Annotated in this window: 20 protein-coding genes and 1 pseudogene; 10 read left to right on the top strand and 11 right to left on the bottom strand. The window is 66.6% G+C overall.

Annotated features, from left to right (window positions below):
* Positions 1-123 precede the first annotated feature (123 nt).
* The 4 genes from ACQ5SA_RS18625 to ACQ5SA_RS18610 form a co-directional block, all read right to left on the bottom strand.
* A complete protein-coding gene (locus ACQ5SA_RS18625; protein ID WP_499315497.1) occupies positions 124-1,263 on the bottom strand; it encodes a hypothetical protein in 1,140 nt (379 codons plus the stop codon).
* Positions 1,264-1,404: 141 nt separating this feature from the next.
* Positions 1,405-2,013 carry a thioredoxin family protein gene (locus ACQ5SA_RS18620; RefSeq protein ID WP_499315496.1) on the bottom strand — a complete coding sequence of 203 codons (609 nt, stop codon included), beginning with the start codon at positions 2,011-2,013 and terminating at the stop codon, positions 1,405-1,407.
* A gap of 16 nt (positions 2,014-2,029) precedes the next feature.
* Positions 2,030-3,529 carry a peptide MFS transporter gene (locus ACQ5SA_RS18615; protein WP_230112150.1) on the bottom strand — a complete coding sequence of 500 codons (1,500 nt, stop codon included), beginning with the start codon at positions 3,527-3,529 and terminating at the stop codon, positions 2,030-2,032.
* A gap of 179 nt (positions 3,530-3,708) precedes the next feature.
* Positions 3,709-4,584 (bottom strand): tryptophan 2,3-dioxygenase, encoded by an 876-nt coding sequence (locus ACQ5SA_RS18610; RefSeq protein ID WP_230112148.1) that lies wholly within the window; start codon positions 4,582-4,584, stop codon positions 3,709-3,711.
* Positions 4,585-4,909: 325 nt separating this feature from the next.
* On the opposite strand from ACQ5SA_RS18610, the gene pdhA reads away from it, so the two are divergent.
* From pdhA to ACQ5SA_RS18590, 4 genes are read left to right on the top strand one after another with little or no spacing between them, the layout of a single operon-like run.
* The gene (gene pdhA, locus ACQ5SA_RS18605; protein ID WP_089237414.1) at positions 4,910-5,992 is read left to right on the top strand and encodes a pyruvate dehydrogenase (acetyl-transferring) E1 component subunit alpha; all 1,083 of its coding nucleotides are present in this window, start codon (positions 4,910-4,912) and stop codon (positions 5,990-5,992) included.
* A complete protein-coding gene (locus ACQ5SA_RS18600; protein WP_089237416.1) occupies positions 5,985-7,052 on the top strand; it encodes an alpha-ketoacid dehydrogenase subunit beta in 1,068 nt (355 codons plus the stop codon). Before pdhA ends, ACQ5SA_RS18600 begins: the two co-directional genes overlap by 8 nt.
* 1 nt (position 7,053) lies before the next feature.
* Positions 7,054-7,407 (top strand): SH3 domain-containing protein, encoded by a 354-nt coding sequence (locus tag ACQ5SA_RS18595; RefSeq protein ID WP_025874583.1) that lies wholly within the window; start codon positions 7,054-7,056, stop codon positions 7,405-7,407.
* Positions 7,404-8,798 (top strand): dihydrolipoamide acetyltransferase family protein, encoded by a 1,395-nt coding sequence (locus ACQ5SA_RS18590; RefSeq protein WP_499315494.1) that lies wholly within the window; start codon positions 7,404-7,406, stop codon positions 8,796-8,798. The genes ACQ5SA_RS18595 and ACQ5SA_RS18590 overlap by 4 nt, the downstream gene beginning before the upstream one ends.
* A 185-nt stretch (positions 8,799-8,983) precedes the next feature.
* Here ACQ5SA_RS18590 and ACQ5SA_RS18585 read toward each other — a convergent pair whose 3' ends face one another.
* From ACQ5SA_RS18585 to ACQ5SA_RS18575, 3 genes are all read right to left on the bottom strand, one after another.
* Positions 8,984-9,370, bottom strand: a complete 387-nt coding sequence (locus ACQ5SA_RS18585) for a VOC family protein (RefSeq protein ID WP_499315493.1) — start codon at positions 9,368-9,370, stop codon at positions 8,984-8,986.
* Between the two features lie 221 nt (positions 9,371-9,591).
* Positions 9,592-10,299 (bottom strand): helix-turn-helix transcriptional regulator, encoded by a 708-nt coding sequence (locus ACQ5SA_RS18580; RefSeq protein WP_499315492.1) that lies wholly within the window; start codon positions 10,297-10,299, stop codon positions 9,592-9,594.
* Positions 10,299-10,934, bottom strand: a complete 636-nt coding sequence (locus tag ACQ5SA_RS18575) for a Rossmann-fold NAD(P)-binding domain-containing protein (RefSeq protein WP_499315491.1) — start codon at positions 10,932-10,934, stop codon at positions 10,299-10,301. The genes ACQ5SA_RS18580 and ACQ5SA_RS18575 overlap by 1 nt, the downstream gene beginning before the upstream one ends.
* A gap of 105 nt (positions 10,935-11,039) precedes the next feature.
* Here ACQ5SA_RS18575 and ACQ5SA_RS18570 point away from each other — a divergent pair, with 105 nt between their 5' ends.
* Positions 11,040-12,578, top strand: coding sequence for a GGDEF domain-containing protein (locus ACQ5SA_RS18570; RefSeq protein ID WP_499315489.1), 1,539 nt, complete (start codon positions 11,040-11,042; stop codon positions 12,576-12,578).
* A gap of 107 nt (positions 12,579-12,685) precedes the next feature.
* Here ACQ5SA_RS18570 and ACQ5SA_RS18565 read toward each other — a convergent pair whose 3' ends face one another.
* The gene (locus ACQ5SA_RS18565; RefSeq protein WP_089237428.1) at positions 12,686-13,612 is read right to left on the bottom strand and encodes a DUF808 domain-containing protein; all 927 of its coding nucleotides are present in this window, start codon (positions 13,610-13,612) and stop codon (positions 12,686-12,688) included.
* A gap of 245 nt (positions 13,613-13,857) precedes the next feature.
* Between ACQ5SA_RS18565 and ACQ5SA_RS18560 the strand changes: the two are divergent.
* Both ACQ5SA_RS18560 and ACQ5SA_RS18555 read left to right on the top strand, forming a co-directional pair.
* Positions 13,858-15,504 (top strand): annotated as a pseudogene (locus ACQ5SA_RS18560) (ABC1 kinase family protein); the annotation flags it as partial.
* Positions 15,505-15,775: 271 nt separating this feature from the next.
* Positions 15,776-17,881: a phosphoglycerol transferase I gene (locus ACQ5SA_RS18555; RefSeq protein WP_499315487.1), complete on the top strand. Its 2,106-nt coding sequence runs from the start codon at positions 15,776-15,778 to the stop codon at positions 17,879-17,881.
* 582 nt (positions 17,882-18,463) lie between these two features.
* On the opposite strand, the gene ACQ5SA_RS18550 is transcribed toward ACQ5SA_RS18555, so the two are convergent.
* Together ACQ5SA_RS18550 and ACQ5SA_RS18545 are read right to left on the bottom strand one after the other, a co-directional pair.
* On the bottom strand, positions 18,464-20,893 hold the full coding sequence (locus tag ACQ5SA_RS18550) for a DUF3772 domain-containing protein (protein WP_499315486.1): 2,430 nt from the start codon (positions 20,891-20,893) through the stop codon (positions 18,464-18,466).
* A 90-nt stretch (positions 20,894-20,983) separates the two neighbouring features.
* A complete protein-coding gene (locus ACQ5SA_RS18545) occupies positions 20,984-21,232 on the bottom strand; it encodes a hypothetical protein (protein ID WP_089237451.1) in 249 nt (82 codons plus the stop codon).
* Positions 21,233-21,414: 182 nt separating this feature from the next.
* Here ACQ5SA_RS18545 and ACQ5SA_RS18540 point away from each other — a divergent pair, with 182 nt between their 5' ends.
* From ACQ5SA_RS18540 to ACQ5SA_RS18530, 3 genes are all read left to right on the top strand, one after another.
* Positions 21,415-21,909 carry a lipocalin family protein gene (locus ACQ5SA_RS18540; RefSeq protein WP_340568678.1) on the top strand — a complete coding sequence of 165 codons (495 nt, stop codon included), beginning with the start codon at positions 21,415-21,417 and terminating at the stop codon, positions 21,907-21,909.
* A 12-nt stretch (positions 21,910-21,921) separates the two neighbouring features.
* Positions 21,922-23,133: an NAD(P)/FAD-dependent oxidoreductase gene (locus ACQ5SA_RS18535; protein WP_499315484.1), complete on the top strand. Its 1,212-nt coding sequence runs from the start codon at positions 21,922-21,924 to the stop codon at positions 23,131-23,133.
* A 123-nt stretch (positions 23,134-23,256) separates the two neighbouring features.
* The gene (locus tag ACQ5SA_RS18530) at positions 23,257-23,748 is read left to right on the top strand and encodes a hypothetical protein (RefSeq protein ID WP_099819724.1); all 492 of its coding nucleotides are present in this window, start codon (positions 23,257-23,259) and stop codon (positions 23,746-23,748) included.
* Positions 23,749-24,260: 512 nt separating this feature from the next.
* Here the strand turns inward: ACQ5SA_RS18530 and ACQ5SA_RS18525 are convergent.
* A complete protein-coding gene (locus tag ACQ5SA_RS18525) occupies positions 24,261-24,695 on the bottom strand; it encodes a PepSY domain-containing protein (RefSeq protein ID WP_229980339.1) in 435 nt (144 codons plus the stop codon).
* Positions 24,696-24,810: the final 115 nt, after the last annotated feature.

Below are 24,810 nucleotides of genomic sequence, written 5' to 3'. Positions count from 1 at the left end.
GTGGATGCGGAACCACCAGCACCAGCAGTAGATCCACGCCATGAGTGGATGCGGGACCACCAGCGCCAGCAGTAGATCCACGCCATGCGTGGATGCGGCCTCACGCGTGGATGCCCCACGTACTCAGCTCAGATGCTTGCGCCGCGCATGGATCCACGGCACCGCAAGCGCGCCAATGGCGCCACCAGCGAATCCGAGCGACGCGGCAACGGTGGCCGCTTCAACGGCTCCCGGCAACGCCAGCGCGGCAGTGACCAGCAGCAGCGACGGCAGGCCAACAAACGTACCCAGGAAGAACGGCCAGCGCGGCGACCAGGTATTGAGCTGCAGCAGGCTGACCGGCTGCCACGCCTCGGACGAGGCGTCTTCGGCGATCTTCGCGACAACTCTGCCCAGATCCACTTCCGGCAGCAGCTTGCCCGGACGCGCGGCGGCAATCGCTTCGGCCACGGCCTCGACGGGCGGGAAGCTGCCCGGCCACGCTACCGGTGCAGGCACGCCATAGGCGGTCAGCAGCGGCACGCTCAGCCACGGCGCCACCAGCGGGCGTAGCCTGCGCCGACCATGCACACACCAGATCTGGGGCTGGCCGTGCGCGGTCACGCTGTACAGCGCCAGCTCGCTCGGCGGCGGGTAGCCCAGCATGGTCACCCGTGCCGCCAGGCTGTCCTGGTCCATCGCACGCAGGAAGCCGGGGCGGCTGCGCCCTTCCTGCATCCAGGCTAGGCCAAGCGCGCCGACCAGATAGGCCTCGGCGACATCCTTGCTGCCCGCGTTGGCGCGATCGTCGCTGGCCAGGTACCAGGCCAGTGACTTCGGTTCGGGCACGTCGGTCAGTCCCCAGCGGCTGTCGTCGCCCAGTACATGACGCACCGGCAGGCGGGCCGGTGCGGTTTCACCACGCTCGCCGGGCTGCAGGAACGGCAACACGCCCTGCACGAAACTGGACAGGTCAATCGCGCGCACGCCGTTGCCGTGCCATTCCGGCGGCAGCAGTCCGGCCAGCTGTCCTTCGGCGGCCAGTCGATCCAGCCGCGCTTTCTGTTCCACCAGCTTCTGCACCGCCCCCTTCAGCACCACGTTGTCGGGCAAGGCGATCTGCGGCAACCGATGCCGCGGCGGTGCCAGCTCGAAGGCTGCTTCGCCGGTGCCGGTGTCGTCCAACAGAGTTTCCTGCGGCGGCAGGCTCACGCCATCGGGTGCCTCACCTTCGACCAGAGTGCTGGCAGATTCGGGCAGACGTTCGGCGTGGTCGCTGTGCATGGGCGCTCCGGAAGGTAGAGAGTCGACGGTCCTGTCGACTGACGTCCTTGCCGTTAGCGGCAGCAGAGAAATGTTCTGTAGATCCACGCCATGCATGGATGGCGCCGCAACCGGCGAAACGCCACCGGGCATGGCCCGGCGCTACCGCGGCGTTGGCGGCGCCCACTGCTTGAGGAACGCCAGTACGCGTGCGGTCTGCACGGTCTTGCCCTTCCGCATCGCTTCGCTGGGCTGCGGTGTCAGCAGGGTGCCATCGGCATCGATCACAAGCAGGTGTGGGTGCTCGCCTTCGAACGGCGGGAACTGGCCCAGGAAGGCCGCGTTCGGGTTCTCGGCGCTGTCGTTGACCTTCACCCACACGTAGTGGGCATCACGGAAGCGGCGCAGATCGCCATTCCCTTCCACGGCTTCATCCAGCGCATGGCAGGGCTCGCACGCGGCGTTGCCCACTTCCAGGATGATGCGCTTGCTGCCACGCTGGGCTTCGACCTTGGCCGTTTCCAGGTCGGCAACGGGATTGCGGGCCGGGTCGAACTGCGCGCCAAGCCCGGCAATGGCGGCGATATCGGCCGCCGCCGGGGTGTTGCCCGAGGCCACCGGTTCGCTGGGGTCAGCGACCGGTGGCTCGGTGGGGCGGGTATCGAGCGGCTGCGTGGGTTCGGGGGCAGCGGGAGGTTGAGGCTGCGAACAGGCGCCGATCAGCGCCGCACATACCACTGCCACCACTGCACCACCGAACGTTGTACGCATGCCCACTACCCTCCCATTACTTCACGCCATGCATCAGCTTGTTGATCAGCGGCGCGACCAGGAACAGGACCACACCCGAACCGATCAAGGCCCAGAACCCGAAGGTATACCCCTTCAGGGCCGACTCGACCGTCATGCCACCTTCACCACTGACCGCACCGGCGAAGATGCCCGACAGGTTGTTGCCGATGCCGGTGGACAGGAACCAGCCACCCATGCCGAAGCCGACCAGGCGCACCGGGGCCAGCTTGGTCACCATCGACAGGCCGATCGGCGACAGGCACAGCTCACCGACCGACTGGATGACGTAGACCATGAACAGGGTCCAGAACGGGATCTTGCCGTCCACGACCATCTGCGACAGGGCGTACATCAGCAGTGCGAAGGCAGCGCCGTTGAACAGCAGGCCGAGGCCGAACTTGCGCGGAATGGACGGATTGGCGCGGCCCAGGGCCACCCAGATCCAGGCGATGATCGGCGCCAGGGTGATGATCGCCACCGAGTTGACCGACTGGAACCACGCGGTCGGGAAGGTCCAGTCACCCAGCTGGCGGTTGACGATGTTCTCGGCCAGGAAGGTGAAGGAGCTGCCGGCCTGTTCGAAGAACATCCAGAACATGACGTTGAAGGCGAAGATGATCAGCATGGCGATCACGCGGTCGCGCTGCACCTTGCCCTCGCGGATGCCTTCCACCAGCAGCAGCACCGCCAGCGCGGCAAACATCACGCCGAGGATCCAGGCCAGCGCGGTGGCGCCGGTGGCGAGCAGGAAGTAGGCCACCGGAATGGCGAACAGCGAACCGACCAGCACCATGATGATGCGGCCGAAGCCTTCAGCACCGGCCGGCGGTGCACCAATGCCCTTCAGGCCGGCACGACCGATGTAGAACCACACCAGCGAGACCAGCATGCCCACGCCGGAAGCGATGAACACGACCTTGTACGACGGCATTTCCGAGGTGCCGAAGACCTTGCGGGCCAGGTACTCGGTCAGCACCGGAGCGATCATCGCGCCGATGTTGATGCCCATGTAGAAGATGGTGAAGCCCGAGTCGCGACGCTCGTCTTTCAGGCCGTACAGCTTGCCGACCATGGTCGAGATGTTGGGCTTGAACAGACCGTTGCCGACGATGATCGTGGCCAGGCCCAGCTTGAAGATGTGCTCCTGCGGCAGCGAGATCATGAACAGGCCGATGGCCATGATGACCGCGCCGGTCAGGATCGAGCGCTGGTAACCCAGTACCCGGTCGGCCACGTAGCCGCCGAAGATCGCGGCGGCGTACACCAGCGCCAGGTAGGCGCCGTAGATGCGGCTGGCGTCGCCTTCACCGGCAGCGTTGCCGTTGTAGAACTGCGACACGATGTACAACACCAAGGCCCAGCGTATGCCGTAGAACGCAAAGCGCTCCCAGAACTCGGTCATGAACAGCATCCACAACGGGCGCGGGTGGCCCATCGTGGTGTTGAAGTCCGGCAGCGCCGGCTCTGGGGTGTTCGCAGTGGCGTTTACGCTCATGCGGAATTCCTGGTTCGGTGGATGGAGGCACGTCCGATGTGCGGTGAAGCAACGCGCGAGGATCACCGACTTCTGGCGTTCACGTCAAATACACGCCGTTTGAGGCAGGTCGCGGCCTGCTCGCTGAACTTGCATCTGAAACGATCCAGCCAGCCGCGGGCGGCCAAGCTGAATGGGGATCAGGCCAGATCCGGCGGGGGCGCGACCTGCAACGTGGTGCGCACCTGGAACAATTCGGGGAAGAAGGTCAGTTCCAGCGCCTTGGCCAGGAAGCCCACGCCGGATGAGCCGCCGGTGCCGCGCTTGAACCCGATCACCCTCATCACCGTGCGCATGTGGCGGAATCGCCACAGCTGGAAGGCCGTTTCCAGGTCCACCAGGTCCTCGCACAGCGCGTACTCGCGCCAGTAGCGGTCGGTGTCCTGGTAGATGCGTTCGAAGACCGGCTGCAGTGCATCATCGGCCACATGCGGCTGGGTCCAGTCGTGGGCCTCGTACACTGCCGGCACGGCATGGCCGAAGCGGGCGAGGTACTTCAGGAACTCCTCGTACAGGCTCGGCGCCTCCAGCACGGTGCGCAGCTGCGCCTGCCCGGCCGTGTCGTGCTCGAACACCTGCAGCATCTGCGCGTTCTTGTTGCCCAGCAGGAACTCGATGTAGCGGTACTGCAGCGATTGGAAGCCCGAGGACGGGCCCAGCACGTCGCGGAACCCCATGTACTCGGACGGGGTCAAGGTCTCCAGTACCGACCACTGTTCGGTCAGCTGGCGCAGCACCTGCTTGCTGCGCGCCAGCACCTTGCGACACTGCCAGACCTCATCGCGCTGCAGGAAGGCGATCGCCGCACCCAGCTCATGGCCCAGCAGCTTCAGCCACAGCTCGGAGGTCTGGTGCTGGATGATGAAGAGCATTTCGTCGTGATGCGGCGGACTGGACAGCGGCTGCTGCGCACTGAGCAGCTGGTCCAGCCGCAGGTAGCCGCCGTAGGTCAGCCGCCCCTGCAGATCGGTGTGGATACCGGCTTCGAGATCGCGTTGGTTGTTGTCGACGGACATGGGCGGGACCAGATCGGGGGCGGCAAGGGTAGCGCGTTGCTGCCGCGCTGGCAGCCGCGGTGACCGTACCGGGGCGTGCGGCGCGGCTGTGGAACGGCCGTTGCGCGTGGAACCGTTTGCGCCGTTCTACTGGCGCTCAGCCCAAGGCGCTTTGTGATGCTTTGCAGCAATGGCTGAATACGTTGAAGTTATTGGCATCAGGCACCCGGAAGGGGGTACAAAGGCCGGCAGGCCGTGCTGCGCCGCAGGAGAGCTTTTTCGTACGCATTCCTTAACATGGCGATTCATATCATTTGTAACTTCTCTGTCGAAGGTGCAGTACGCAATGACGGTTGCCGCTGAGTTCAAGATCGAATACCTGCAGTATCTGGACACGGACGGCACGCTCGTCCGCGATGATCTGCCCGAAGCCCTGCGCGACCCGCGCGCGTTGCTGCCGATGTTCAAGCAGATGCTGTTCGTGCGCGTGTTCGACGGCAAGTCGATCGCGCTGCAGCGCACCGGCAAGCTGGGCACCTACGCGGCCTGCCTCGGCCACGAAGCCGCGCATGTGGGCATCGGCGCCTCGATGCAGAAGGACGACGTGTTCGCACCGTCCTACCGCGAGTACGGCGCGATGTTCATGCGTGGCGTGCGCCCGCACGACGTGCTGATGTACTGGGGCGGCGACGAGCGCGGCAACGACTACGGCGGCAATGCAGCCAAGGACTTCCCGTTCTGCGTGCCGATTTCCACCCAGTGCCTGCACGCCGCAGGCGCAGCGCTGAAGTTCAAGCTCAACAAGGAACAGCAGATCGCGGTAGCCGTGTGTGGCGACGGCGGCAGTTCCAAGACCGACTTCTACGCCGCACTGAATTCGGCCGGTGCCTACAAGCTCCCGCTGATCCTGTGCATCGTCAACAACGGCTGGGCCATCTCGGTCCCGCGTTCGGCCCAGACCGGCGCCGAGACGCTGGCACAGAAGGGTCTGGCCGGCGGCCTGCACTGCCTGCAGGTGGACGGCAACGATCTGATCGCGGTGATGGCCGCCATGCTGCAGGCGCGCGAACGTGCGCTGGCCGGCGACGGTGGCACCGTGCTGGAACTGATGACCTATCGCCTGTCCGACCACACCACCGCCGATGACGCGCGCCGCTACCGCGACGACGCCGAAGTGAAGGATGCCTGGCAGCGCGAGCCGATGCTGCGCCTGCGCAAGTACCTGACCAACGCCGGCGTGTGGAGCGAGGAAGAAGAAGCCGCCTGGACCGCCGAGTGCGGCAAGCGCGTGGACGAGGAAGTGAACCTGTACCTCAACACGCCGGTACAGCCGGTCGAGGCGATGTTCGATTTCCTCTATGCCGATCCGCCGCAGGACCTGCTGGCCCAGCGTGCCCAGGCGATCGCCCTGGAGCAGCGCCATGGATGAGATCAAGAACGGCGCGTCCAGCGCGCACACCAACGCCGCCGACAGCGCTGCCGTCGCGCGCGGAGAACAGAACATGACCGACACCCCGATCACCCTCATCGAAGCCATCACCCAGGCGCTGGCCTGGGAGCTGGAGCACGACAAGTCGGTGCTGGTGCTGGGCGAAGACGTGGGCGTCAACGGCGGCGTGTTCCGCGCCACCGCCGGCCTGCAGCAGCGCTTCGGCGCCGACCGCATCCTCGACACTCCGCTGGATGAAACCACCATCGCCGGCCTCACCATCGGCCTGGCCGCACAGGGCATGAAGCCGGTGGCCGAAGCCCAGTTCGATGGCTTCATGTACCCGATGGTCGACCACATCATCTGCCACGCCGCGCGCCTGCGTTACCGCACCCGTGGCCGCCTGCACTGCCCGATGGTGCTGCGCGTGCCGTGGGGTGGCGGCATCCGTGCGCCGGAGCACCACAGCGAGGCCAACGAAGCGATCTTCACCAACGTACCGGGCCTGCGCGTGGTGCTGCCATCCTCGCCGCAGCGCGCCTATGGCCTGCTGCTGGCCGCGATCCGCGAGCCGGATCCGGTGATCTACATGGAGCCCAAGCGCATCTACCGCCAGTACAAGGAAGTGGTCGTCAACGACGGCGAAGCCTTGCCGCTGGACGTGTGCTTCGTGCTGCGCGATGGCACCGACGTGACCCTGGTGACCTGGGGCGCGCAGGTGAAGGAAGCGCTGGAAGCCGCTGACAAGCTGGCCGGCGAAGGCATCAGTGCCGAAGTCATCGACGTGGCCACGCTGCGTCCGCTGGACTTCGCCACCATCGCCGAGTCGGTGGCCAAGACCGGCCGCTGCGTGATCGTGCAGGAGGCCCCGAAGACCGCGGGCTTCGGCGCGGAAATCGCCGCACGCCTGGCCGAGGAATCGCTGTACGACCTGCTGGCTCCTGTCGAGCGCGTTACCGGCTACGACACCCACATTCCGCTGTTCCGCCTGGAGATGAAGTATCTGCCGAGCGTGGAGCGGATCGTGGCTGCGGCCAAGCGCGCGGTGGCGGCAGGCTGACATGCGGGCCCGCCTTCTCGGGGCTTACCGCAGCCAGTATCCCAACCCGCTCCGGTTCCGCACCGGCCAGATCGTCGAAGTAGGTGTACGTGACGAGGAATGGCCGGCGTTTGCCTGGGTGCGCACCAGTGATGGGCGCGCCGGATGGGCACCGGTAGCGTGGTTGCAGCTGTTGGACGATGGTCGCGCAGAAGCCCTGCGCGACTATGACGCCCGCGAGCTGGATGTGGAGAACGGCGAGATGGTCAAGCTTCATCACGAACACGGCGGGTGGTGGTGGTCCGAGCGCGCCAATGGCGCGACGGGCTGGTTGCCTGCCCGCGAACTGGAACTGCTGGAAGAGAACTGCAAATGAGCCAGACCAAGAACTTCAACCTGCCCGACCTGGGCGAAGGCCTGCCGGACGCGACCATCGTCGAGTGGTTCGTCAAGGAAGGCGATGTGATCAAGCTGGACGAGCCGCTGGTCTCGATGGAGACCGCCAAGGCCGTCGTCGAAGTGCCCTCGCCGTTCTCCGGTACGGTGCTGAAGCTGTCCGGCGCTGCCGGCGACATCATCCCGACCGGCGCGGTGCTGGCCAGCTTCGCGCTGGACCCGAACCTGCCGCAGCGCGCTGACGGCCAGGACACCGGCCACAGCCACGGCCATGCCGCTCCGGCGGCACCAGCCGCACCGACGCCGCCGCCGCTGCCCACCGCAGCCGCCCCGGTAGCTGCTGAAGAAGCCAAGCCAGCGGCCGCCGAGCGTGATGACGCCGGCACCGTGGTCGGCGCGATGCAGAGCTCCAACGCAGTGCATGCCGAACAGGCGCTGGCCGTTGGCGGCGTCAAGGCCGTACCGGCCGTGCGTGCCACCGCGCGCAAGCTGGGCGTGGACCTGAGCCGCGTGCGTGCCACCGGCACTGATGGCGCGGTGACCATGGCCGACGTCAAGCAGGCGGCTGCCGATGGCAGCGCGAAGATCGGCGCCGCACCGGCAACGGTTGCTGCACCGGTTGCTGCCGCACCGGCTCCGGCCCAGGTGGCCGCGCCGGTACAGTCCGACGCACGCACCCCGCTGTCTGCCGCTGGCAAGCCGATGCGCACCCAGCCGCCGGGCGTGGTTGCCAAGGGCCAACCGGAGCCGCTGAAGGGCGTGCGCCGCAACATGGCCCGCGTCATGGCCGATGCGCACAGCAAGGTCGTGCCGACCACGCTGAACGACGACGCCGACATCCACGCCTGGCTGCCGGGCAACGACGTCACCGCGCGCCTGGTGCGCTCGATCGTGGTCGCCGCGCAGAAGGTGCCGGCGATGAACGCCTGGTTCGATGGTGAAGCGCTGACCCGCACCCTGCATGCGCAGGTGGACATCGGCATCGCCGTTGATACCGACGACGGCCTGTTCGTGCCGGCGCTGCGCAATGCCGACATGCTGGATGCCCGTGGCATCCGCGAAGGCGTGAACCGTCTGCGCGAGCAGGTGGAAGCGCGTTCGATCGCGGCGTCGGAACTGAGCGGCTACACCATCTCGCTGTCCAACTTCGGCATGTTCGCCGGCCGCTACGCGACCCCGGTCGTGGTGCCGCCGTGCGTGGCCATCGTCGGTGCCGGCCGTGCCCGCCACCAGATGACCCCGGTGATGGGCGGCGTGGAAGCGCACAAGGTCATTCCGCTGTCGGTGACCTTCGACCACCGCGCTGCCACCGGCGGTGAAGCAGCACGCTTCCTGCGCGCGATGATGGACGATCTGGCGCTGGCCAGCTGATCCGGTAGGTGCCAACCTTGGTTGGCACACATTGGAAGAGAACGCCGGGCAATGCCCGGCGTTTTTTGTGTCCGCTCCACTGTAGCGCCGAGCCATGCACGGCCGCTTTTCAGTAGATCCACGCCATGCGTGGATGAAGGCATGAAGCAAGCCGAGCTTGGGCTCGGCTATACAAAATGCGTGGATCAATCACGCGCGACCATTCCCTCGGCACGGCTGTAGACACGCAGGCGGTGACCATCGGGATCGACGCCGACGAAGGTGTGGCCGAACTCCAGCGTCACCGGTGCCTGCGCGATCAGCACACCGAGTCCGCGCCAGGCATCGTGCAACTGCTGCACTTCATCAGGATTGGCGACCACCATCGCCAGCTCGGCTGCACCCGCCTCGGCAGTGACCGGTGGCTGCACGTCATCGCGTTGCCACAGGCCCAGCGCGGCGCCATCGCCGAGCAGGAACAGGGCGAAGCCGGGCGACTGTTCGACCGGTGCCGTGCCGAGGATGCCGCTGTAGAAGGTGGCGCTGGTGTCAACGTCGCGCACGTACTGCAGCAGGGTGCTGGGCTTGAACATGGGGAACCTCCGTTGTTGGGAGCATCCATGGTGGCGCTGCCCTGCTGACAGATCCTGTCAGCAGCGTCGAGCCTGCTCGCGCTCTGGCTCTGGTAGAGGTCGAGCTTGCTCGACGCTTTTGCTCTTTGCTCTCCGCTCTCGGTAGATGTCGAGCTTGCTCGACGGTCTTGCTCTTCGCGGAGAGCAGTCGAGCAAGCTCGACCTCTACCAAAGCTAGTCCGTCACGAACGGTCCAGCCAATCCGGGGCGATGCCCTGCGCCTTCTGCCAGCGCCTTAGCAAGGTAGCTCGAGGCACCAGGTAGTGCGCTTCCAACACCCGCACATGGCGAATGCCGTCCAGGCGGAAATGGCGGAAGTCCTCGCGGCCCTCGCACCATGCCGCCAGCATCGGCACTTCATCGAAGTACCCCAGTGCGAACGGCCAGACCACGCGCTCGGTATGCCGTCCCTGTGCATCCTCATACGCGAACTGCAGCCGCTGCTGCGTGCCCACGGCCTCGCGCACGGCCTGCAGGCGCGCTGGGGGCACCTTGGCCGCCGTACGCGAAGGGCCCACCCGCAAGCCGTTGTCACGCAGTGCTTCGCGGCGTGCTGCCGGCAGCACATGGGCGATGCGCGCCAACGCATCACGCGCGGCCGCGGCCAGCGCCGGCTCGGTGCGTGCCGCCACCCAGCGCAGGCCCAACACCAGCGCGTCGATCTCGGCCGGTGGCAAGGTCAACGGTGGCAGCACGTCGCCCGGTTCCAGCTGGTAGCCGACACCGGCTTCCCCACGCAGGTCGGCGCCCTGTTCGCGCAGCGTTTCGATATCGCGGTACAGCGTGCGCAGGCTGATGCCCAGCTCGTCGGCCAGTGCCTGCCCGGCCACCGGCCGGCGGTGGCGGCGCAGCACCTGCAGCAGCTGGGTCAGACGCAGCGCGCGCGACATCAGTCCACCAGGTCTTTCGAAGCCACCACGTGCTCGCCCGGAGCCGGCGCCAGGGCCGCGTTCACCAGCGCCCGCGCGATACGCGCGCCCGGGTTGATACGCCACGCACGCGGCAGCACCGGCCGCAATGCCCCCAGCACCTGCAGGGCGAACTGTTCGCCGCGGCGCGCCTGTGGGCGGTGGCCGCCGATCAGGCCCGGCCGGACCAGGGTCAGTGAAGCGAAGCCCAGCGCGCGCAGGTCGCGCTCCAGCTCACCTTTTACCCGGCTGTAGAAGATGGCCGAACCCGGGTTGGCACCCGCCGCCGAATTCAGTACGAAGGCACGCGCGCCCTGGGTTCTGGTCAGGCGGGCGAAGGCGAGCGGATAGTCGTGGTCGATCCGGTAGAAAGCCTCGCGGCTTCCCGCCTGGGCCATGGTGCTGCCCAGCGCGCATACCACCGCATCCACCGGTGCCCAGCCCGGCGCATCCGGCAGCTGATCGAAGTCCAGCACCGGGGCGTGCAGTTTCGGGTCGCGCAGGTCCAGCGGCCGCCGGGTCGGGGCCACCACAGCGCGGCAGCGCGGGTCGTCCAGCAGCATCGGCAGGGCCAGCCCGCCCACCAGTCCGGTCGCCCCCAGCAACATCACACGCATACCCACCTCCACTGCGGCATCCTGTCGCCCATCCTATCGGTTCAAGCCACCGCCAGTTGCGCCGATATGCTGTGACCAGCCCCCTGCCACCCCAGGATTCGTTCCATGACGGACCAGCCCGACCCCCGCCCTGCCCCCGGCACCGCCATCGGACCGCCTGCGCGCGTGCGCGCGGTTGTCGACGACGGGCGCGGCGACCGGGTGGTGCTGCAGGGAGGGAACAGCGTGGCATTGCAGCAGCTGTTTGCCGGGGCCGATGCGCCCGAGCCGCTGCTGGCCGCCTTCGCCAATGGCATGGCCACCCTGCCAGGTGAGCTGGGCGACATGGGCGATCGCCTGCAATCGGCGCAGGCCAGTGCCGACTGGCCGCGTTATGGCCGGGCAATGCGGCAGCTGATCGACAAGTACATCCGCACCATCGACCAGCATTCGCCCGATGGCCAGCCCGACAGCCTGCGCCTGTCCGAGCAGCTGCGACTGCTGCTGGGCGGCGCGGTAGTCGCGCTGCTGCAGCACGATCCCGACCTGCGCGATCAGGCGCAGGCGTTGGCCGTACGCCTGCGCCAGTGGCAGCCGGGCGCGGCACTGGAACCGATCGAACAGGGTGCGCGTGAGCTGGGTCACCAGATCGGCGTGCGCGCCGAGAGCTGGCAGGAACAACAGGCGCTGCTGCTGGAATTGTTCGCACTGCTGCTGGAGAACGTCAGCGAGCTGCTGGATGACCGCAGCTGGCTGCAGGGTCAGATCGCAGCCGTGCGCCAATTGCTGGCCGGGCCGCTGGAAGCCGAGTCGGTCGAGCGCACACGCGCCGAGCTGCGCGAGGTGATCTACAAACAGGGCCTGCTGCGGCAGGGAATCGACGATTCGAAAGCGGCCATGCGGGGGTTGATGGGCGAGTTCATCGAGCGCATGGACGGCATGGCCGCCAGTACCGGTGAATACCACGACCGCATCGGCAGCTACGCGTTGCAGCTGCGCGAAGCGCGCAGCATCGCCGACCTCAACCACCTGCTGCAGGAAGTGATGCAGGACACCGGCAAGGTGCAGCAGCAGGCGGCGCAAGCACGCGATCACCTGGCCAGTGCGCGACAGGAAGTGGAGCGCGCCGAACAGCGCATCAACCAGCTGGAACAGGATCTGCGCGCGGCCGGCGATCTGGCGCGCATCGATCCGTTGACCCAGGCCCTGAACCGGCGCGGCCTGGATGAACTGCTGCAACGCGAACTCGCCCGCGCCGCCCGCAACAACTCGCCCTTGGGGCTGGCGGTGATCGATCTGGATGATTTCCACCAGACCAACGACGAACACGGCCACGCCGGCGGCGACGCGCTGCTGCAGCATCTGGTGGCGGTGTGCCGCCTGCTGCTGCGTGCCACCGATGGCATCGCCCGGCTGGGTGGCGACGAGTTCGTGCTGGTGCTGCCGGAAACCCCCGGCGCGGACAGCATGGCCACCGTGCAGCGCCTGCAGCGTTCGCTGGCGCATCGCGTACTGACCGTGCAGGACCGGAGGGTACCGGTGCATTTCAGTGCCGGGCTTTCGCAATGGCAGCCGGGCGACGATGCGGATTCGATGCTGCGACGCGCTGATGACGCCCTGTATGTGGCCAAGCGCGAAGGCAAGAACCGGGTGCACGCCGGGTAGTTCCCCGGCGCGCCGGAAACTGCTTGGGTAGGTGCCAACCTCGATTGGCACACGCAGCAGACAAACCGCCGACCAAGGTCGGCCTCTACCAGGCAGCGGGCTGGCGCTTACTTGCCGCGCAGCTTCTGCACGCCGGTCACCACCGCCAGCACGATCGCACCGGCAATGATGCCGACCACCATGTTGCCCAGCGCGTTGACCAGCCAGCCCCACTGGCCTTCACCGCCCAGCGCCTGCACCGCGTGGTGCAGCGCCGGCACGTTGTGTACCAGGATGCCGCCACCGACCAGGAACATCGCCGCGGTACCGGCCACCGACAGGAACTTCATCAGCCACGGCGCCGATACCAGCAGGCCACGGCCGACTGCCGCCAGCGCTGCGCCCTTGCGCGACAGATACAGGCCCAGGTCGTCCAGCTTGACGATGCCGGCGACCAGCCCATAGACGAACACGGTCATCCCCAGCGCGATCACCACCAGGGTACTGACCTGGTTGATGAACGACGCCGTGGCGACCACGCCCAGCGACAGCACGATGATTTCGGCCGAGAGGATGAAGTCGGTGCGGATCGCGCCCTTCACCTTGTCCTTCTCCCACGCAACCATATCCACCTGCGCATCGGCCAGCGCCTTGCGCCGCTCAGCCTGGTGTTCGGCGTCCTCGTCGGCTGAATGCAGGAAACGGTGCGCCAGCTTCTCCACGCCCTCGAAGCACAGGAAGGCACCGCCGATCATCATCAGCGGCACGATCAGCGGCACGTTCCAGCCACGGCTGTGCAGCCAGGCTTCCAATGCGCTGATCGCCAGCGCCGCCGGCACCAGGATCACCTTGTTCACCAGCGAGCCCTTGGCCACTGCCCACACCACCGGCAGCTCGCGGTTGGCATTGACGCCGGTCACCTGCTGCGCGTTCAGCGCCAGGTCGTCGCCCAGCACGCCGGCGGTCTTCTTGGCGGCGACCTTGGTCAGCACCGAGACGTCGTCGAGCAGGGAGGCGATATCGTCGAGCAGGGCAAACAGGCTGGCACCGGCCATGGGGGATCCAGTAAAGGGAATGAGCGGATTCTGACCGATCCTGCGCCACCTGCGGTAGCGGTCGGATTCACCGCGTGCCTACCGCCGCCCGGCGACACTGCGAAATCAGGTAGTGCCGGCCGCTGGCCGGCAAGCGCGCAGTTCCGGACATTGCCGGCCAGCGGCCGGCACTACCTGCCCTAGTCGCATGGGAGTTCCGCTTGAGCAATCCGCCCACCGCCAATGGCAATCCCCCGCTGGTCAAAGGCATGAACCGGCGCAGCCAGATCCTGCGCCTGTTGATGCGCTACCGCCATTCCGGCGTGTTCTCGGGCATGAACCTGGACGCTGCCGGCAGCCACACCGATGTGCCGCCCGACGGCAATCCCGAGCAGTTCGTCAGTGACCTGGAAGCGCTGGGGCCGACCTTCGTCAAGCTCGGGCAGATGCTCTCCACCCGTCCGGACATGGTGCCAGTTGAGTTCGCCACCGCCCTGGAGCGGATGCAGGAGAAGGTGGCCGAGATCCCCGTCGAACGCATCCACGCCATCGTCGAGCAGGAGCTGGGCGCACCGGTGAACAAGTTGTTCGCGGCATTCGATCCGCAGCCGCTGGGGTGCGCGTCCATCGCGCAGGTGCATCGCGCGGTGCTGCATGACGGCCGCGAGGTGGCGGTAAAAGTGCAGAAGCCCGAAGTCGCAGCGCAACTGCGTTCGGACCTGGAAGTGCTGCGCAGCTTCGCCCTGGCCGCCGACCACCTGACCCAGATCGGTCGCCGCGTGCGCCTGCGGGACTGGCTCAACGAATTCGCCAAGACGCTGATGCAGGAGCTGGACTACCACGCCGAGGCCGAGAACCTGTCGCGCTTCGGCCGTCATCTGAAGCCGTTCCGGCGCCTGTGGATTCCGCAGCCGCTGTGGGATTACTGCAGTCATCGCGTGCTGACCATGGAACTGGCCAGCGGCGTGCGCGTGGATGCCATTCCCGATGTGCGCCGTACCGAACAGGCGATGGACCCGCTGGCGGCGGCGCTGATCCGCGGCTATCTGGACCAGATCTTCGTGCACGGCGAGATCCACGCCGACCCGCACCCGGGCAACCTGCGGGTACTGCCCGACGGGCGCCTGGCGATCTTCGACCTGGGCATGGTCGCGCACATGCCGCCGCGCCTGCGCGAGCGGCTGCTGAAGATCCTGTTCGCCGCCGTCGATGGCCGCGGCGAGGAAGTGGCCGACGACCTGATCAGCATCAGCACGCGGCTGGAAGCGTTCGATGAGGAGCGCTATCTGCGCGAGACCGGCCAGCTGATCGCGCGATATGCGGCCAGCGCGAATTTCTCCGAAGGACGTGTGGTGCTGGACATGGTGCGCATCGCCACCTCGTCCGGATTGCGTACGCCGCCGGAGCTGAGTCTTCTGGGCAAAGCACTGCTCAACCTTGAGACCGTATGCAGGCTGCTGGCGCCGGACCTGGATACGCGCCGCATCGTCGAGCGGCAACTGCAGCACGTGATGCGCGCGCGCCTGAAGAAATCCCTGTCGGCCGCAAACCTGGCCAGCGAAGCGATGGAGGTGCAGCAACTTCTGCGCGATGGACCACGCAAGCTGTCGGACATCATGGCGCTGCTGGCCGAGAACCGCCTGCAGATGAAGGTGACCGGGCTTGAAGAATCGCGGCTGATGGAAAACCTGCAGAAGATCGCCAACCGCGTGGCGGCCGGCATCATCAGCGCGGCGTTGATCATGGCCGCGGCGATGATGATGAAGATCGACACCGGCTGGCATGTGTTCGGCTATCCCGCCATCGCACTGGTGCTGTTGTTGATCGGCGTGGTGCTTGGGCTGGGCATCGTGACCAGCGCCTTGTTGTTCGATCGGCGCGCGCGTTCGCGCGAGGAACGTGGCCACCGGTAGTGGTGATGCGTAGTTGTATCCACGTGTGCGGTGGATCTACGAAAACAGCGCATTCATGCGGTTTTTAATGCAATCGAGCGTGAGTTTTCACGCTCGATTTACGTTCGCGGCGTGATATCGCACGCGCGATTTCAACAAACATTTCAGTCAGGTTCGTGCATGCACTATCGGGTCATCGGCCTGTCATGCAGATGTGCTTGCAGCAGCGCCGGTCGGATGGACACGCGTCGGTACGACGTCCATCGCCACCCCGTCACTGCCGAAGCTGCCCATGCTCTGGATTCTGCTGCTGTCGCTGTTGTTGTTGTCCTGGTTGTTCCTCGCGTCCGCAAAGTGGGTGTGGTGGAAAGCCGGCTTGTTCTCGCTGTTGCTGCTGGCGCTCAGTGCCTGGTGGCTGATCGACAAGCTGTCCGGTGACGGACTCAACGCCGCCACCCTGTACCACCTGGGTGCGGATATGGAGGGTGCTGGTGTCGCCGACTTCAAGGGCTATATCGCCGGCTTCATCGTGCTGGCTGCCGTGTCGCTGCTGCCGCTGTTCGCTACGCGGGTGAAGCGTTGGCGCCGCCCCACGGCCGGTGGTGCGTGGTTTGCCGGTTTCGCCGCGCTGTGGGTGGCCACGATCATGATCAGCCCACTGGCGCGCGATGGCCAACGCCTGTACCAGCAGCTGCGCCCGGTGGATTTCGCCCGTATCGCCCCCGAATACCAAGTGCCTACGCAGGCCCTGCAGCGCCCACGCAACATCGTCTGGATCTACGGCGAGAGCCTGGAGCGCACCTATCTGGATGAGGCCGTGTTTCCCGGCCTGATGCCCAATCTCAACCGTTTGGCGGCCAAGTCGCTGGATGTGCGCGGGCTGACCTCGGCCGAAGGCGGCGGCTGGACCATCGCCGGTCTGGTGTCGTCGATGTGTGGCGTGCCGCTGACCACCTCGCAGGGTGATGAGAACAGCATGGACCGGATGGGCAGCTTCCTGCCCAAGGCCGTGTGCCTCGGCGACTACCTGAAGCAGCAGGGCTACACCAACCACTATCTCGGCGGCGCCAACGGCCAGTTCGCCGGCAAGGGCCAGTTCCTGGCCAGCCATGGCTTCGATGAAGTGCATGACCTGGCGTGGTTCAAGCAGCAGAAGAAGATCGGCCGTATCCACTACTCGGCGTGGGGCGTGCATGACGACGTGCTGCTCGACACCGCCTACCAGCGCTTCGAGCAGCTGTCGCGGCAGGACGCACCGTTCATGCTGACCACGCTGACCATGGACACGCACCACCCGGCCGGGCATCTGCCGGTGGCCTGCAAGGGCGAGCGCTACCAGAGCCAGTACGGCAACATCGGCATGCTCAACGCACTCAAGTGCACCGACCGCCTGATCTCGCAGCTGGTCGAGCGCATCCAGGCCAGTCCGTATGGCAAGGACACGCTGATCGTGATCGCCTCCGATCACCTGGCCATGCCCAATGACCTCAGCCATATCCTGACCAGGCAGAAGCGCGAGAACCTGCTGCTGTTCCTCGGCGACGGCGTGACCCCGCGTGAGCTGGCGGCCGAAGACGGCTCGACGCTGGACTCTGGTGCCACCCTGCTCAGCCTGCTCGATCCGAACCTGCAGACGATGGGCTTTGGCCGTTCGCTGTTGGATGACAAGCGCGCGCCGAGTGCCAGCGCCGCCGCGCGCCGCGATGGCGGCCGCGACTATCCGCAGTACCTCGCCTTCGCCCGCTCGCTGTGGCTGGGTGAACCGACCCGGCAGCTGAAGATCGACGGCGATGACCAGGTGGTGGTCGGCCTGCAGCACGTGCAGCCGCCGGTACTGCTGGAGTACGACAAGGACTGGGACCTGAAATCGGTGTACCTGGAAAACACCTCACGCCAGTTCGACGACGCCGACCCGGACAACACACTCGCCTATGTTGATCGCTGCACCGCGTTCGAGGATGGCTCGGCCGACGGCGACTGGTGCGCGCTGCTGGTCAACCGCGACAACGGCATCAAGCTGTACCGCGATGGCCAGCTGCGTAACGGCATCGACGTGGATGCACCGCTGGATGCGTTCCAGGGCCCCCGCCCCAGCGTGCGCCAGGCACACATGATCACCCAGAAGGGCCGCCGTACCCGTGCCGGCCAGTACATGCTGCAGTTGGTGGCGAGCACGCGTCCGGATCGCGGTTTCTGGATCGAAGCGGTGTCCTCGCAGCGCAAGGTGGTGCTGGCCCAGCAGTGGGTGCAGCCCGATGCCGACGGCAAGATCAACGTGTCCTTCGGCCTTGACCACGAAGTGGACGATCTGGAAATCCGCGCGTGGTTGAACCACGCCGAGAAGCTGGCAGTGGATACGTTCGCACTGGTGCCCTCGCGCGGGCGACCGCGGGGGTAAAGGGGGCTCGGCAGGGCTGCGCCCTGCACCTGCCGAATCAACGTCAACGTCAACAGCAAGAGCGGCATTCCGTTGGATGGCGGGGCGGTGTCGGAGTGCGGGGACGCCGCAAGTACGTCCTTGTAGGCTTGGCAGCCGCATCCATGCGGCTGACACCCCGCAATCCGACACCGCCCCACCTCTGACAGATCTCCGCGATCTGGTAGATCCACGCCATGCGTGGATGAATGTCCATCGAAATCGAATATTTCGACAATTGATCGAAAAGCATCCACGCATGGCGTGGATCTACGTGTCGACCAAGGTCGACACCTACCAACAGCAGCGCGGTCGACACCCACCAAGAGCACGCCATGCAATTCCAGCAGATCGCGGGAAACTGTCGAAGGCGGGGTGGGTCCGGTTGCGGGGGTGTCCGCGGCATGGATGCCGCGGCCAAGCCCCCAGGGATGGGTTTACGGCGTCCCCCGCAACCGGACCCACCCCGCCATCCCACGGAATACCAGCTGTTGCTTCGGCCGTTGCTGTTGCCGTTGCTTCGGCCTCGGCAGGTGCAGGGCGCAGCCCTGCCGACCCACCCTCTTACTGCTGCGGATCGCGGGTGATGTGGATGTCGGTTGGCGTGGACAACGGAATGTTCCGCTCGGCCAGGATCTGCAGCAGGCTGAAATACAGATCGCTGCGCGTGCCGTAGACCTGTCGCGGGCTGGCCACGTAGGCGAAGCTGTTGATGGTGATCTGACCGCCGGCGATGCTGTCGATGTAGACCGTCGGCGCCGGCTGCTGCAGCACCGTGTTGTGGGCCCCGTAGGCATCCAGCAGCGCCTGTCGCAGGCCGGCAACGTCCGTGCTGGTCGGCACTGCGAACTGGATCTGGACGCGGCCCTGGTTGTTGCCCATCGTCATGTTGCGGATGGTCTTGGTGATCAGTTCGGAATTGGGCACGATCAGGGTGGACTTGTCGCTCACCTGGATCTCGGTCGAACGCACGTTGATGCGCTTGATATCACCTTCTTGGTCACCCAGCTTCACCCAGTCACCGATCTTCACCGGCCGCTCGGTCAGCAGGATCAGGCCGGAGACGAAATTCTGGATGATCGCCTGCAGGCCAAAACCAATACCCACCGAGAGCGCGCTGACCAGCAGCGCCAGGTTCTTCAGGTTCAGGCCCATCGCGGTCAGCGCCCACAGGCCCACCAGGATGATGCCGACGTAGCCGGCGATGGTGCTGATCGAATTGCGTGCACCCAGGTCGAGTTCGGTCTTGGGCAGGTAGGTATCGGTCAACCAGCGCTGCAGCAGCTGGGTCAGGCCCATGCCCACCAGCAGCACCAGCACGCCGGTGACGATGCGGCCCGGCTGCAGCGTCAGGTCCTTGTTGATCACGATGCCATTGGCCAGCGAGGCAATGCGTTCAACGATCGTGCCGATGTTGCCGAACGGTGCGGCCAGCGCCAGCAGGGCGATCAACACCACCAGGGTGCGCAGCATCGCCGACAGCAGCACGCCCGCCTGTTCCAGCTTCGACACGCTCAGGCCGGTGCTGAGCAGGATGGTCTGGCCAACCTTGCTGTCGGCGTTGAGCAGCCAGGTGGAGAAATCGTCGACGAACTTGAACAGCAGCGTTGCCGCCAGCACCACGATGCTGCCGCCGATCAGCTGCTGGTTCACGAACTTGGCGAAGTTCACATAACCCAGCAGGGTGGCGATGATCGCGGCGACCACGGCGATGTTGCCCGCCACGCGGGCCAGCACCAGCCAGCTGCTGCGTCGTACCGGCAGCTGTGCGCCAAGACCGTCGGCCTGTGCTTCCAGCTTCGCCTCGGCCTCGGCGGTCTGCCGCCGGTGCAGGCGCGCCAGAGTCACCAGCATGGCCATGATCAGGCCCAGATAGGTCAGCGCGATCACACCATCCAGCGCCACCGTGGTGACATCGCTGGTGCGCGTGGCGCGATCAAGTGCCACCAGCACCGTGCTCAACCAAGCCAGTGCCGCAGCGCCCCAGGCGTACTTGCGCAGTTTCAGCGCGGCGGTGTCATCCAGATTCAGCAGTCGCCACGAGGGCCGCTTGGGCACCAGCAGGCAGGCGCTCAGCGCGGAAATGAAGGCCGCCGCAAACGTCGCCGCCTGCACGCCTTCGGCCACGCTCTGCAGCCGCGGCGGAATCGCGCCGATGGCATCCAGTGCAGCCACCAGCACCACCACGGCGTAACCGGGCAGCAGGGTGCCTACCAGCAGCAGCCACATGGCCAGGCCGGAGCGGCGCAGGCGGCCGTCGGGGGCGCGCTCGGACGCGGCGAACCGGCGCCCCAGCGCGCGCAGCCACAGGCGCAGCGGGAACATCATCACCAGTGCCGCCGCCAGCCCCAGCAGCAACGTGCCCCAGCCATGGGTGGCAATGGCCGTGGTCAGCGCCGCACGGCCCTGCTGGGCCAAGGGAGTGACGCGGGCGATGTCGTTTGGCAATTGGTCGGCCACCTGTCGCCACAGCGTCGGCGACAGCGGCGAGGCGACCTTGCGCCCCAGCTCCTCGGTGCGCTGCGCGTTGCGCTGCTTGTCGATGTCCGCGCTCAGCTGCTGCGCACGGACGGCGCTGGATCTGGCCTGGGCAATCGATGCCACCAGGGCATCGCGCTGGCGGGTCAGCGTGCGCCGCTGCGCGGCCAGCTCCGGCGGTTCAGTGGTGTCCTTGGGGGCATCGCCCAGCTGCGTCAGCTGCTCGTTGAGCTGGTCCAGCTGGGGCTGCAGGGTCTTTTCCAGCGCCTCGGCGTCGCGCTTGGCCTGTGATGCATTTTCCGAAAGCGTGCCCAGCGTTTCGGTGGCCTCGGCATCAACACGCTTGCGCTCAACATCCTTCAGCGTGCTGTCGATCTGCGCCAGCTGCTGCTTCGGTGTGGGGTCGTCATCCTGGGCCAGCGCCGGCACAGCCAGCAGCAGCGTGCAGCACAACAGCAGGCCCAACCAGGGGCCACGCACCAGGATCGTTCGGAAGAAAGAAGACAAGCCAGCCACACCGGTTCACGCGGACCACCGCGCCTGCGCGCGACTATACGGCAGGTGCTGTAAACGGCGGATGCGCAGGGGCTGGTGGGTGGCGGCGGCTCAGTACTTCAGCCGCAGCTCTTCTACCTGTGGCTGCTGCAGCGCGTACCACTCCTGGAATTCTTCCTCGGTGATCTCGTCCGGTGCGTACACCGCGATCGGATGCCAGGCATGGTCGGTCGGCAACGGCTGGCGCGGCCCGGCGCGCAGGCTGTAGGCCACGCCTTCGTAGTCCACCAGATCGTCAACCTGCGGCCACTGCTCGCGGGCGAACTGGGTTTCACTCTTCAACAGGATCACCTGGTACATCGGCACCTCCACTGCGGTTGGATCGGAAAAACGCGGCGCTGGCGGAAGCATACCGCTGCGCCGATGACGGCACGCGCTTCGCCGGGGCGACGGAATGTTCTGGACATGGCCATCGCCCTGGCTTCACCCGCCCGTGGCAGTGTCCTCGTCATCGTGGAGGTCCTCTCCTGCCACGCCTGACAATGACCGACCTGCCGCCCCTGAAGACCGTCACCGACCTCAAGCTGCCCCGCTACCTGGGCACCTGGTACGAGATCGCCCGCCTGCCGATGCGCCACGAGCCGGAGGGCTGCACCGATGTGTCGGCCCATTACCAGCTGCTCGACAACGGCAACGTGGGGGTCACCAACCGCTGCCGCATGGACGGCGAGGTCGAGGAAGCCACCGGTGAGGCCTGCGCCATCGACAACGACAGCGCGCGGCTGGAAGTCAGCTTCCTGCCCAAGGGCCTGCGCTGGCTGCCCTTCGCCAAGGGTGACTACTGGGTGATGCAGGTGGCGCCGGACTACAGCGTTGCCCTGGTCGGCAGCCCGGATCGCAAGTACCTGTGGCTGCTGGCGCGTGAGCCCCGGCTGGATGCCACCGTGCAGGACCATTATCTGGCAGCCGCACGCCTGCAGGGCTTCGATCTGTCCGAACTGATCCAGACCCCGCATACCGGCCACCCCACTGCCTGAGCACGAACCCGCATGGACCTGAAGAGTGGCTACCCCTGGTGGGCGGTGCGCAACGGCCTGATCCAGGCCTTCCCGCCGCTGGAGCAGGATCTGCACTGCGATGTGCTGGTGGTCGGTGGCGGCATCACCGGCGCGCTGATCGCCGATGAGCTGTCGGCCCATGGGCACGACGTTGCAGTGATCGAGCAGCGCGACATCGGCTGGGGAAGTACTGCGGCCAGTACCGCGTTGCTGCAGTACGAGATCGACACCCATCTGCTGGAGCTGGCCTCGCAGTATGGCGAAGACGCTGCGGCGCTCGCCTACCAGGCATGCGCCGATGCGATCCCGGCCCTGCGCCAGGTGGCACGCGGCCTGAAGGACGTGGATTTCAAGCAGATGGACAGCCTGTACCTGGCCAGTCGCCGCCGTGACGTACCGCGGCTGATGGCCGAAGGCGAGGCGCGCCGTGGCATCGGCCTGGATGCGCGCTGGCTGGACCGGGAGGCGCTGCAGGAACGTTTCAGCGTCGATGCCGGCGGCGCGTTGCTGACCCGGCAGGCCGCGCGCGTGGATCCGTACCGTCTGGCCTATGGCCTGCTCGACCGCGTGCGCAAGCGCGGCGGCGTGGTCCATGACCGCACCGTGCTGCATACCCTCACGCCAAGCGCGCGCGGCGTGACTGCGCGCACCGAATCCGGCATGCAGATCCGCGCCCGCCACGTGGTGCTGGCGATGGGCTATGCCAACCAGCAATGGCTGGACCCACGCGTAGCCCGCAACCGCAGCAGCTACGCCTTCATCACCGACCCGATCAACGCCGACGAGCTGGGCTGGCTGCAGCGCACGATGGTCTGGGAGAGCGCGCGTCCCTACCTGTACCTGCGCGCCACTGGCGACCGTCGGTTGCTGGTGGGTGGGCTGGACGATGCCATCGATATTCCCGCCCGCCGCGATGCCCGGGTGGAAAGCAAGGCCCGCAAACTGATGAAGCAGTTGCTGCAGTGGTTCCCGCACCTGCAGCCGACCCCGGCATTTTCATGGGCAGGCACCTTTGCCGAAACCGCCGACGGCCTGCCGTTCTTCGGGCCGCATGCGCAATGGGGCCAGCGGGTGCAGTTCGCCATGGCCTACGGTGGCAACGGCATCACTTATTCAATGATCGGCGCAGAGCTGCTGCGGGCACGGATCGAGCGGCGCCGGCACCCGCTGCAGGAGCTGTTTGGGTTTGCGCGACTGGGGTGAGGTTGCCGGCCAGCGGCCGGCACTACCCTCATCGGCGGGGGACAGGCATCATTCAAGCAGCGCCTGCTAGCGTCGGCCTGTACCGCCGCGTGCTGCGCGGCCCCTCTCCGTTGGAGCGCCGTCATGATCCGCCCCCTGACCCTGCTGCTGTGCCTGGCCGCCCTGCCCGGGACCGCGTTGGCGCAGTCCGCCGCCGGCGCCACCGCGCCGCAGGCTTCCGGCCTGGACCTGTCCGTGCCGCAGACGCCGATCCGTTATCTCAACGATCCGACCCTGCAGCAGGATCCGCCCGGCACGTTCTACGGCGACAAGACCGGCCCGCGCGTGAATGGCGACGGCAGGATCGCCGACGTGACGGATGACAAGGTCAAGGTATCCGGCAGCTTCACCACCGGCATCGGCTACGCCAAGAATTACGGCAACACGCATTACAACGCCGCCACGCTCAACCTCAGCAAGAACTACACCAACGATGAAGGCAAGACCCGTGGGGTCAACGTCAACATCCACGTGAGCGAAGGCAAGGGCCCGGGCTTCTTCGGGCCATATGGTGGTGGCGGCTACTACGGTGGTGGCCCGGGCTATTGGGATTACCCGCCGCCTTACGGCTGGTAAGAGCCCGGTAGTGCCGGCCGCTGGCCGGGTACGCGTCAGCGCATGCGCGCTGTCGCTCCCACGCTTCGCTGCGCGAACCGCGGGCCCCACTTACCGACCTCCACACCCCCGCGCCTATGGCGCTGCCCCCGTACTCCGGGGGCGGTAGTGCCGGCCGCTGGCCGGGTACGCGTCAGCGCATGCGCGCTGTCGCTCCCACGCTTCGCTGCGCGAACCGCGGGCCCCACTTACCGACCTCCACACCCCCGCGCCTATGGCGCTGCCCCCGTACTCCGGGGGCGGTAGTGCCGGCCGCTGGCCGGCAACCTCCGCATGTCGGAAATACCGTGCAGCCGCCGGCCGCCGGCCGGCTCTACCCGCCATCAATCCGGTAGGTGTCGACCTAGGTCGACACGCTTTTCCGGCCCTGTGCCGACCAAGGTCGGCATCTACCGAAGCGCAGCTCAATCCAGCCAGCCGCCGGCTCTACCCGGTAGGTGTCGACCTTGGTCGACACACCCACCGAGCAGGCATCAATCCAGCCAGCCATCACGCTCGCTGTGCAGGATGCGGCCGTCATACCCACTCAGACGCACTTCCACGCGCTGATTACGGGCATTGCGGGCTTCCAGCGACCACGTCGCACCGTCGCGTTCCAGCGAATGGATCTCACGCAGCCCCTGCGACTGCGCCTTGGCCAGCACCTGCTCGGTACTCAGCTGTGCGCGGCTGTCGTGCTCGTCGAAGATCTCGCCGGTCTTCGGGTCCACGTAGACCTCACTGAAGCGACCGTCGGCACGGCTGACATCGGCTTCCCACAGACCATCATCGCGCTCGATCTCATGGATCTGGGTGTAGCCCGCCTTGCGCAGGGTCTGTTCAACCTGGGCCATGCCCAGCGGGGCCGCCTGGGCAGCGGGAGCGATGGCAAGCGCGACGACAGTGGCGAGGGTGAGCGACTTCAACATGGGGGTTCTCCTGTTCGGTGCCGGACCATCCCGGCAACGCCACGATGCGCCGCGTGGTTAACAGCCACTTAGCCGGCGCTGTTAGCCAACCGTTAGTCGGCGGCGGCACACTCGC

It is taken from the genome of Stenotrophomonas indicatrix, from assembly GCF_050573115.1.
Taxonomy (GTDB): Bacteria; Pseudomonadota; Gammaproteobacteria; order Xanthomonadales; family Xanthomonadaceae; genus Stenotrophomonas; species Stenotrophomonas lactitubi_A.
Note: the sequence above shows the minus strand (reverse complement) of the source record. Positions and strands in the feature narration are given on the sequence as shown.

What these genes read in the sequence shown, in the direction of transcription:
- ACQ5SA_RS18570 (WP_499315489.1), top strand. Translation starts at nt 11,040, where the DNA reads ATGACGGACCAGCCCGACCCCCGCCCTGCCCCCGGCACCGCCATCGGA.
- ACQ5SA_RS18610 (WP_230112148.1), bottom strand. Translation starts at nt 4,584, where the DNA reads ATGTCCGTCGACAACAACCAACGCGATCTCGAAGCCGGTATCCACACC.
- ACQ5SA_RS18535 (WP_499315484.1), top strand. Translation starts at nt 21,922, where the DNA reads ATGGACCTGAAGAGTGGCTACCCCTGGTGGGCGGTGCGCAACGGCCTG.
- ACQ5SA_RS18600 (WP_089237416.1), top strand. Translation starts at nt 5,985, where the DNA reads ATGGATGAGATCAAGAACGGCGCGTCCAGCGCGCACACCAACGCCGCC.
- ACQ5SA_RS18555 (WP_499315487.1), top strand. Translation starts at nt 15,776, where the DNA reads ATGCTCTGGATTCTGCTGCTGTCGCTGTTGTTGTTGTCCTGGTTGTTC.
- ACQ5SA_RS18565 (WP_089237428.1), bottom strand. Translation starts at nt 13,612, where the DNA reads ATGGCCGGTGCCAGCCTGTTTGCCCTGCTCGACGATATCGCCTCCCTG.
- ACQ5SA_RS18530 (WP_099819724.1), top strand. Translation starts at nt 23,257, where the DNA reads ATGATCCGCCCCCTGACCCTGCTGCTGTGCCTGGCCGCCCTGCCCGGG.
- ACQ5SA_RS18615 (WP_230112150.1), bottom strand. Translation starts at nt 3,529, where the DNA reads ATGAGCGTAAACGCCACTGCGAACACCCCAGAGCCGGCGCTGCCGGAC.
- ACQ5SA_RS18620 (WP_499315496.1), bottom strand. Translation starts at nt 2,013, where the DNA reads ATGCGTACAACGTTCGGTGGTGCAGTGGTGGCAGTGGTATGTGCGGCG.
- ACQ5SA_RS18595 (WP_025874583.1), top strand. Translation starts at nt 7,054, where the DNA reads ATGCGGGCCCGCCTTCTCGGGGCTTACCGCAGCCAGTATCCCAACCCG.
- ACQ5SA_RS18580 (WP_499315492.1), bottom strand. Translation starts at nt 10,299, where the DNA reads ATGTCGCGCGCGCTGCGTCTGACCCAGCTGCTGCAGGTGCTGCGCCGC.
- ACQ5SA_RS18585 (WP_499315493.1), bottom strand. Translation starts at nt 9,370, where the DNA reads ATGTTCAAGCCCAGCACCCTGCTGCAGTACGTGCGCGACGTTGACACC.
- ACQ5SA_RS18625 (WP_499315497.1), bottom strand. Translation starts at nt 1,263, where the DNA reads ATGCACAGCGACCACGCCGAACGTCTGCCCGAATCTGCCAGCACTCTG.
- pdhA (WP_089237414.1), top strand. Translation starts at nt 4,910, where the DNA reads ATGACGGTTGCCGCTGAGTTCAAGATCGAATACCTGCAGTATCTGGAC.
- ACQ5SA_RS18575 (WP_499315491.1), bottom strand. Translation starts at nt 10,934, where the DNA reads ATGCGTGTGATGTTGCTGGGGGCGACCGGACTGGTGGGCGGGCTGGCC.
- ACQ5SA_RS18525 (WP_229980339.1), bottom strand. Translation starts at nt 24,695, where the DNA reads ATGTTGAAGTCGCTCACCCTCGCCACTGTCGTCGCGCTTGCCATCGCT.
- ACQ5SA_RS18545 (WP_089237451.1), bottom strand. Translation starts at nt 21,232, where the DNA reads ATGTACCAGGTGATCCTGTTGAAGAGTGAAACCCAGTTCGCCCGCGAG.
- ACQ5SA_RS18590 (WP_499315494.1), top strand. Translation starts at nt 7,404, where the DNA reads ATGAGCCAGACCAAGAACTTCAACCTGCCCGACCTGGGCGAAGGCCTG.
- ACQ5SA_RS18540 (WP_340568678.1), top strand. Translation starts at nt 21,415, where the DNA reads ATGACCGACCTGCCGCCCCTGAAGACCGTCACCGACCTCAAGCTGCCC.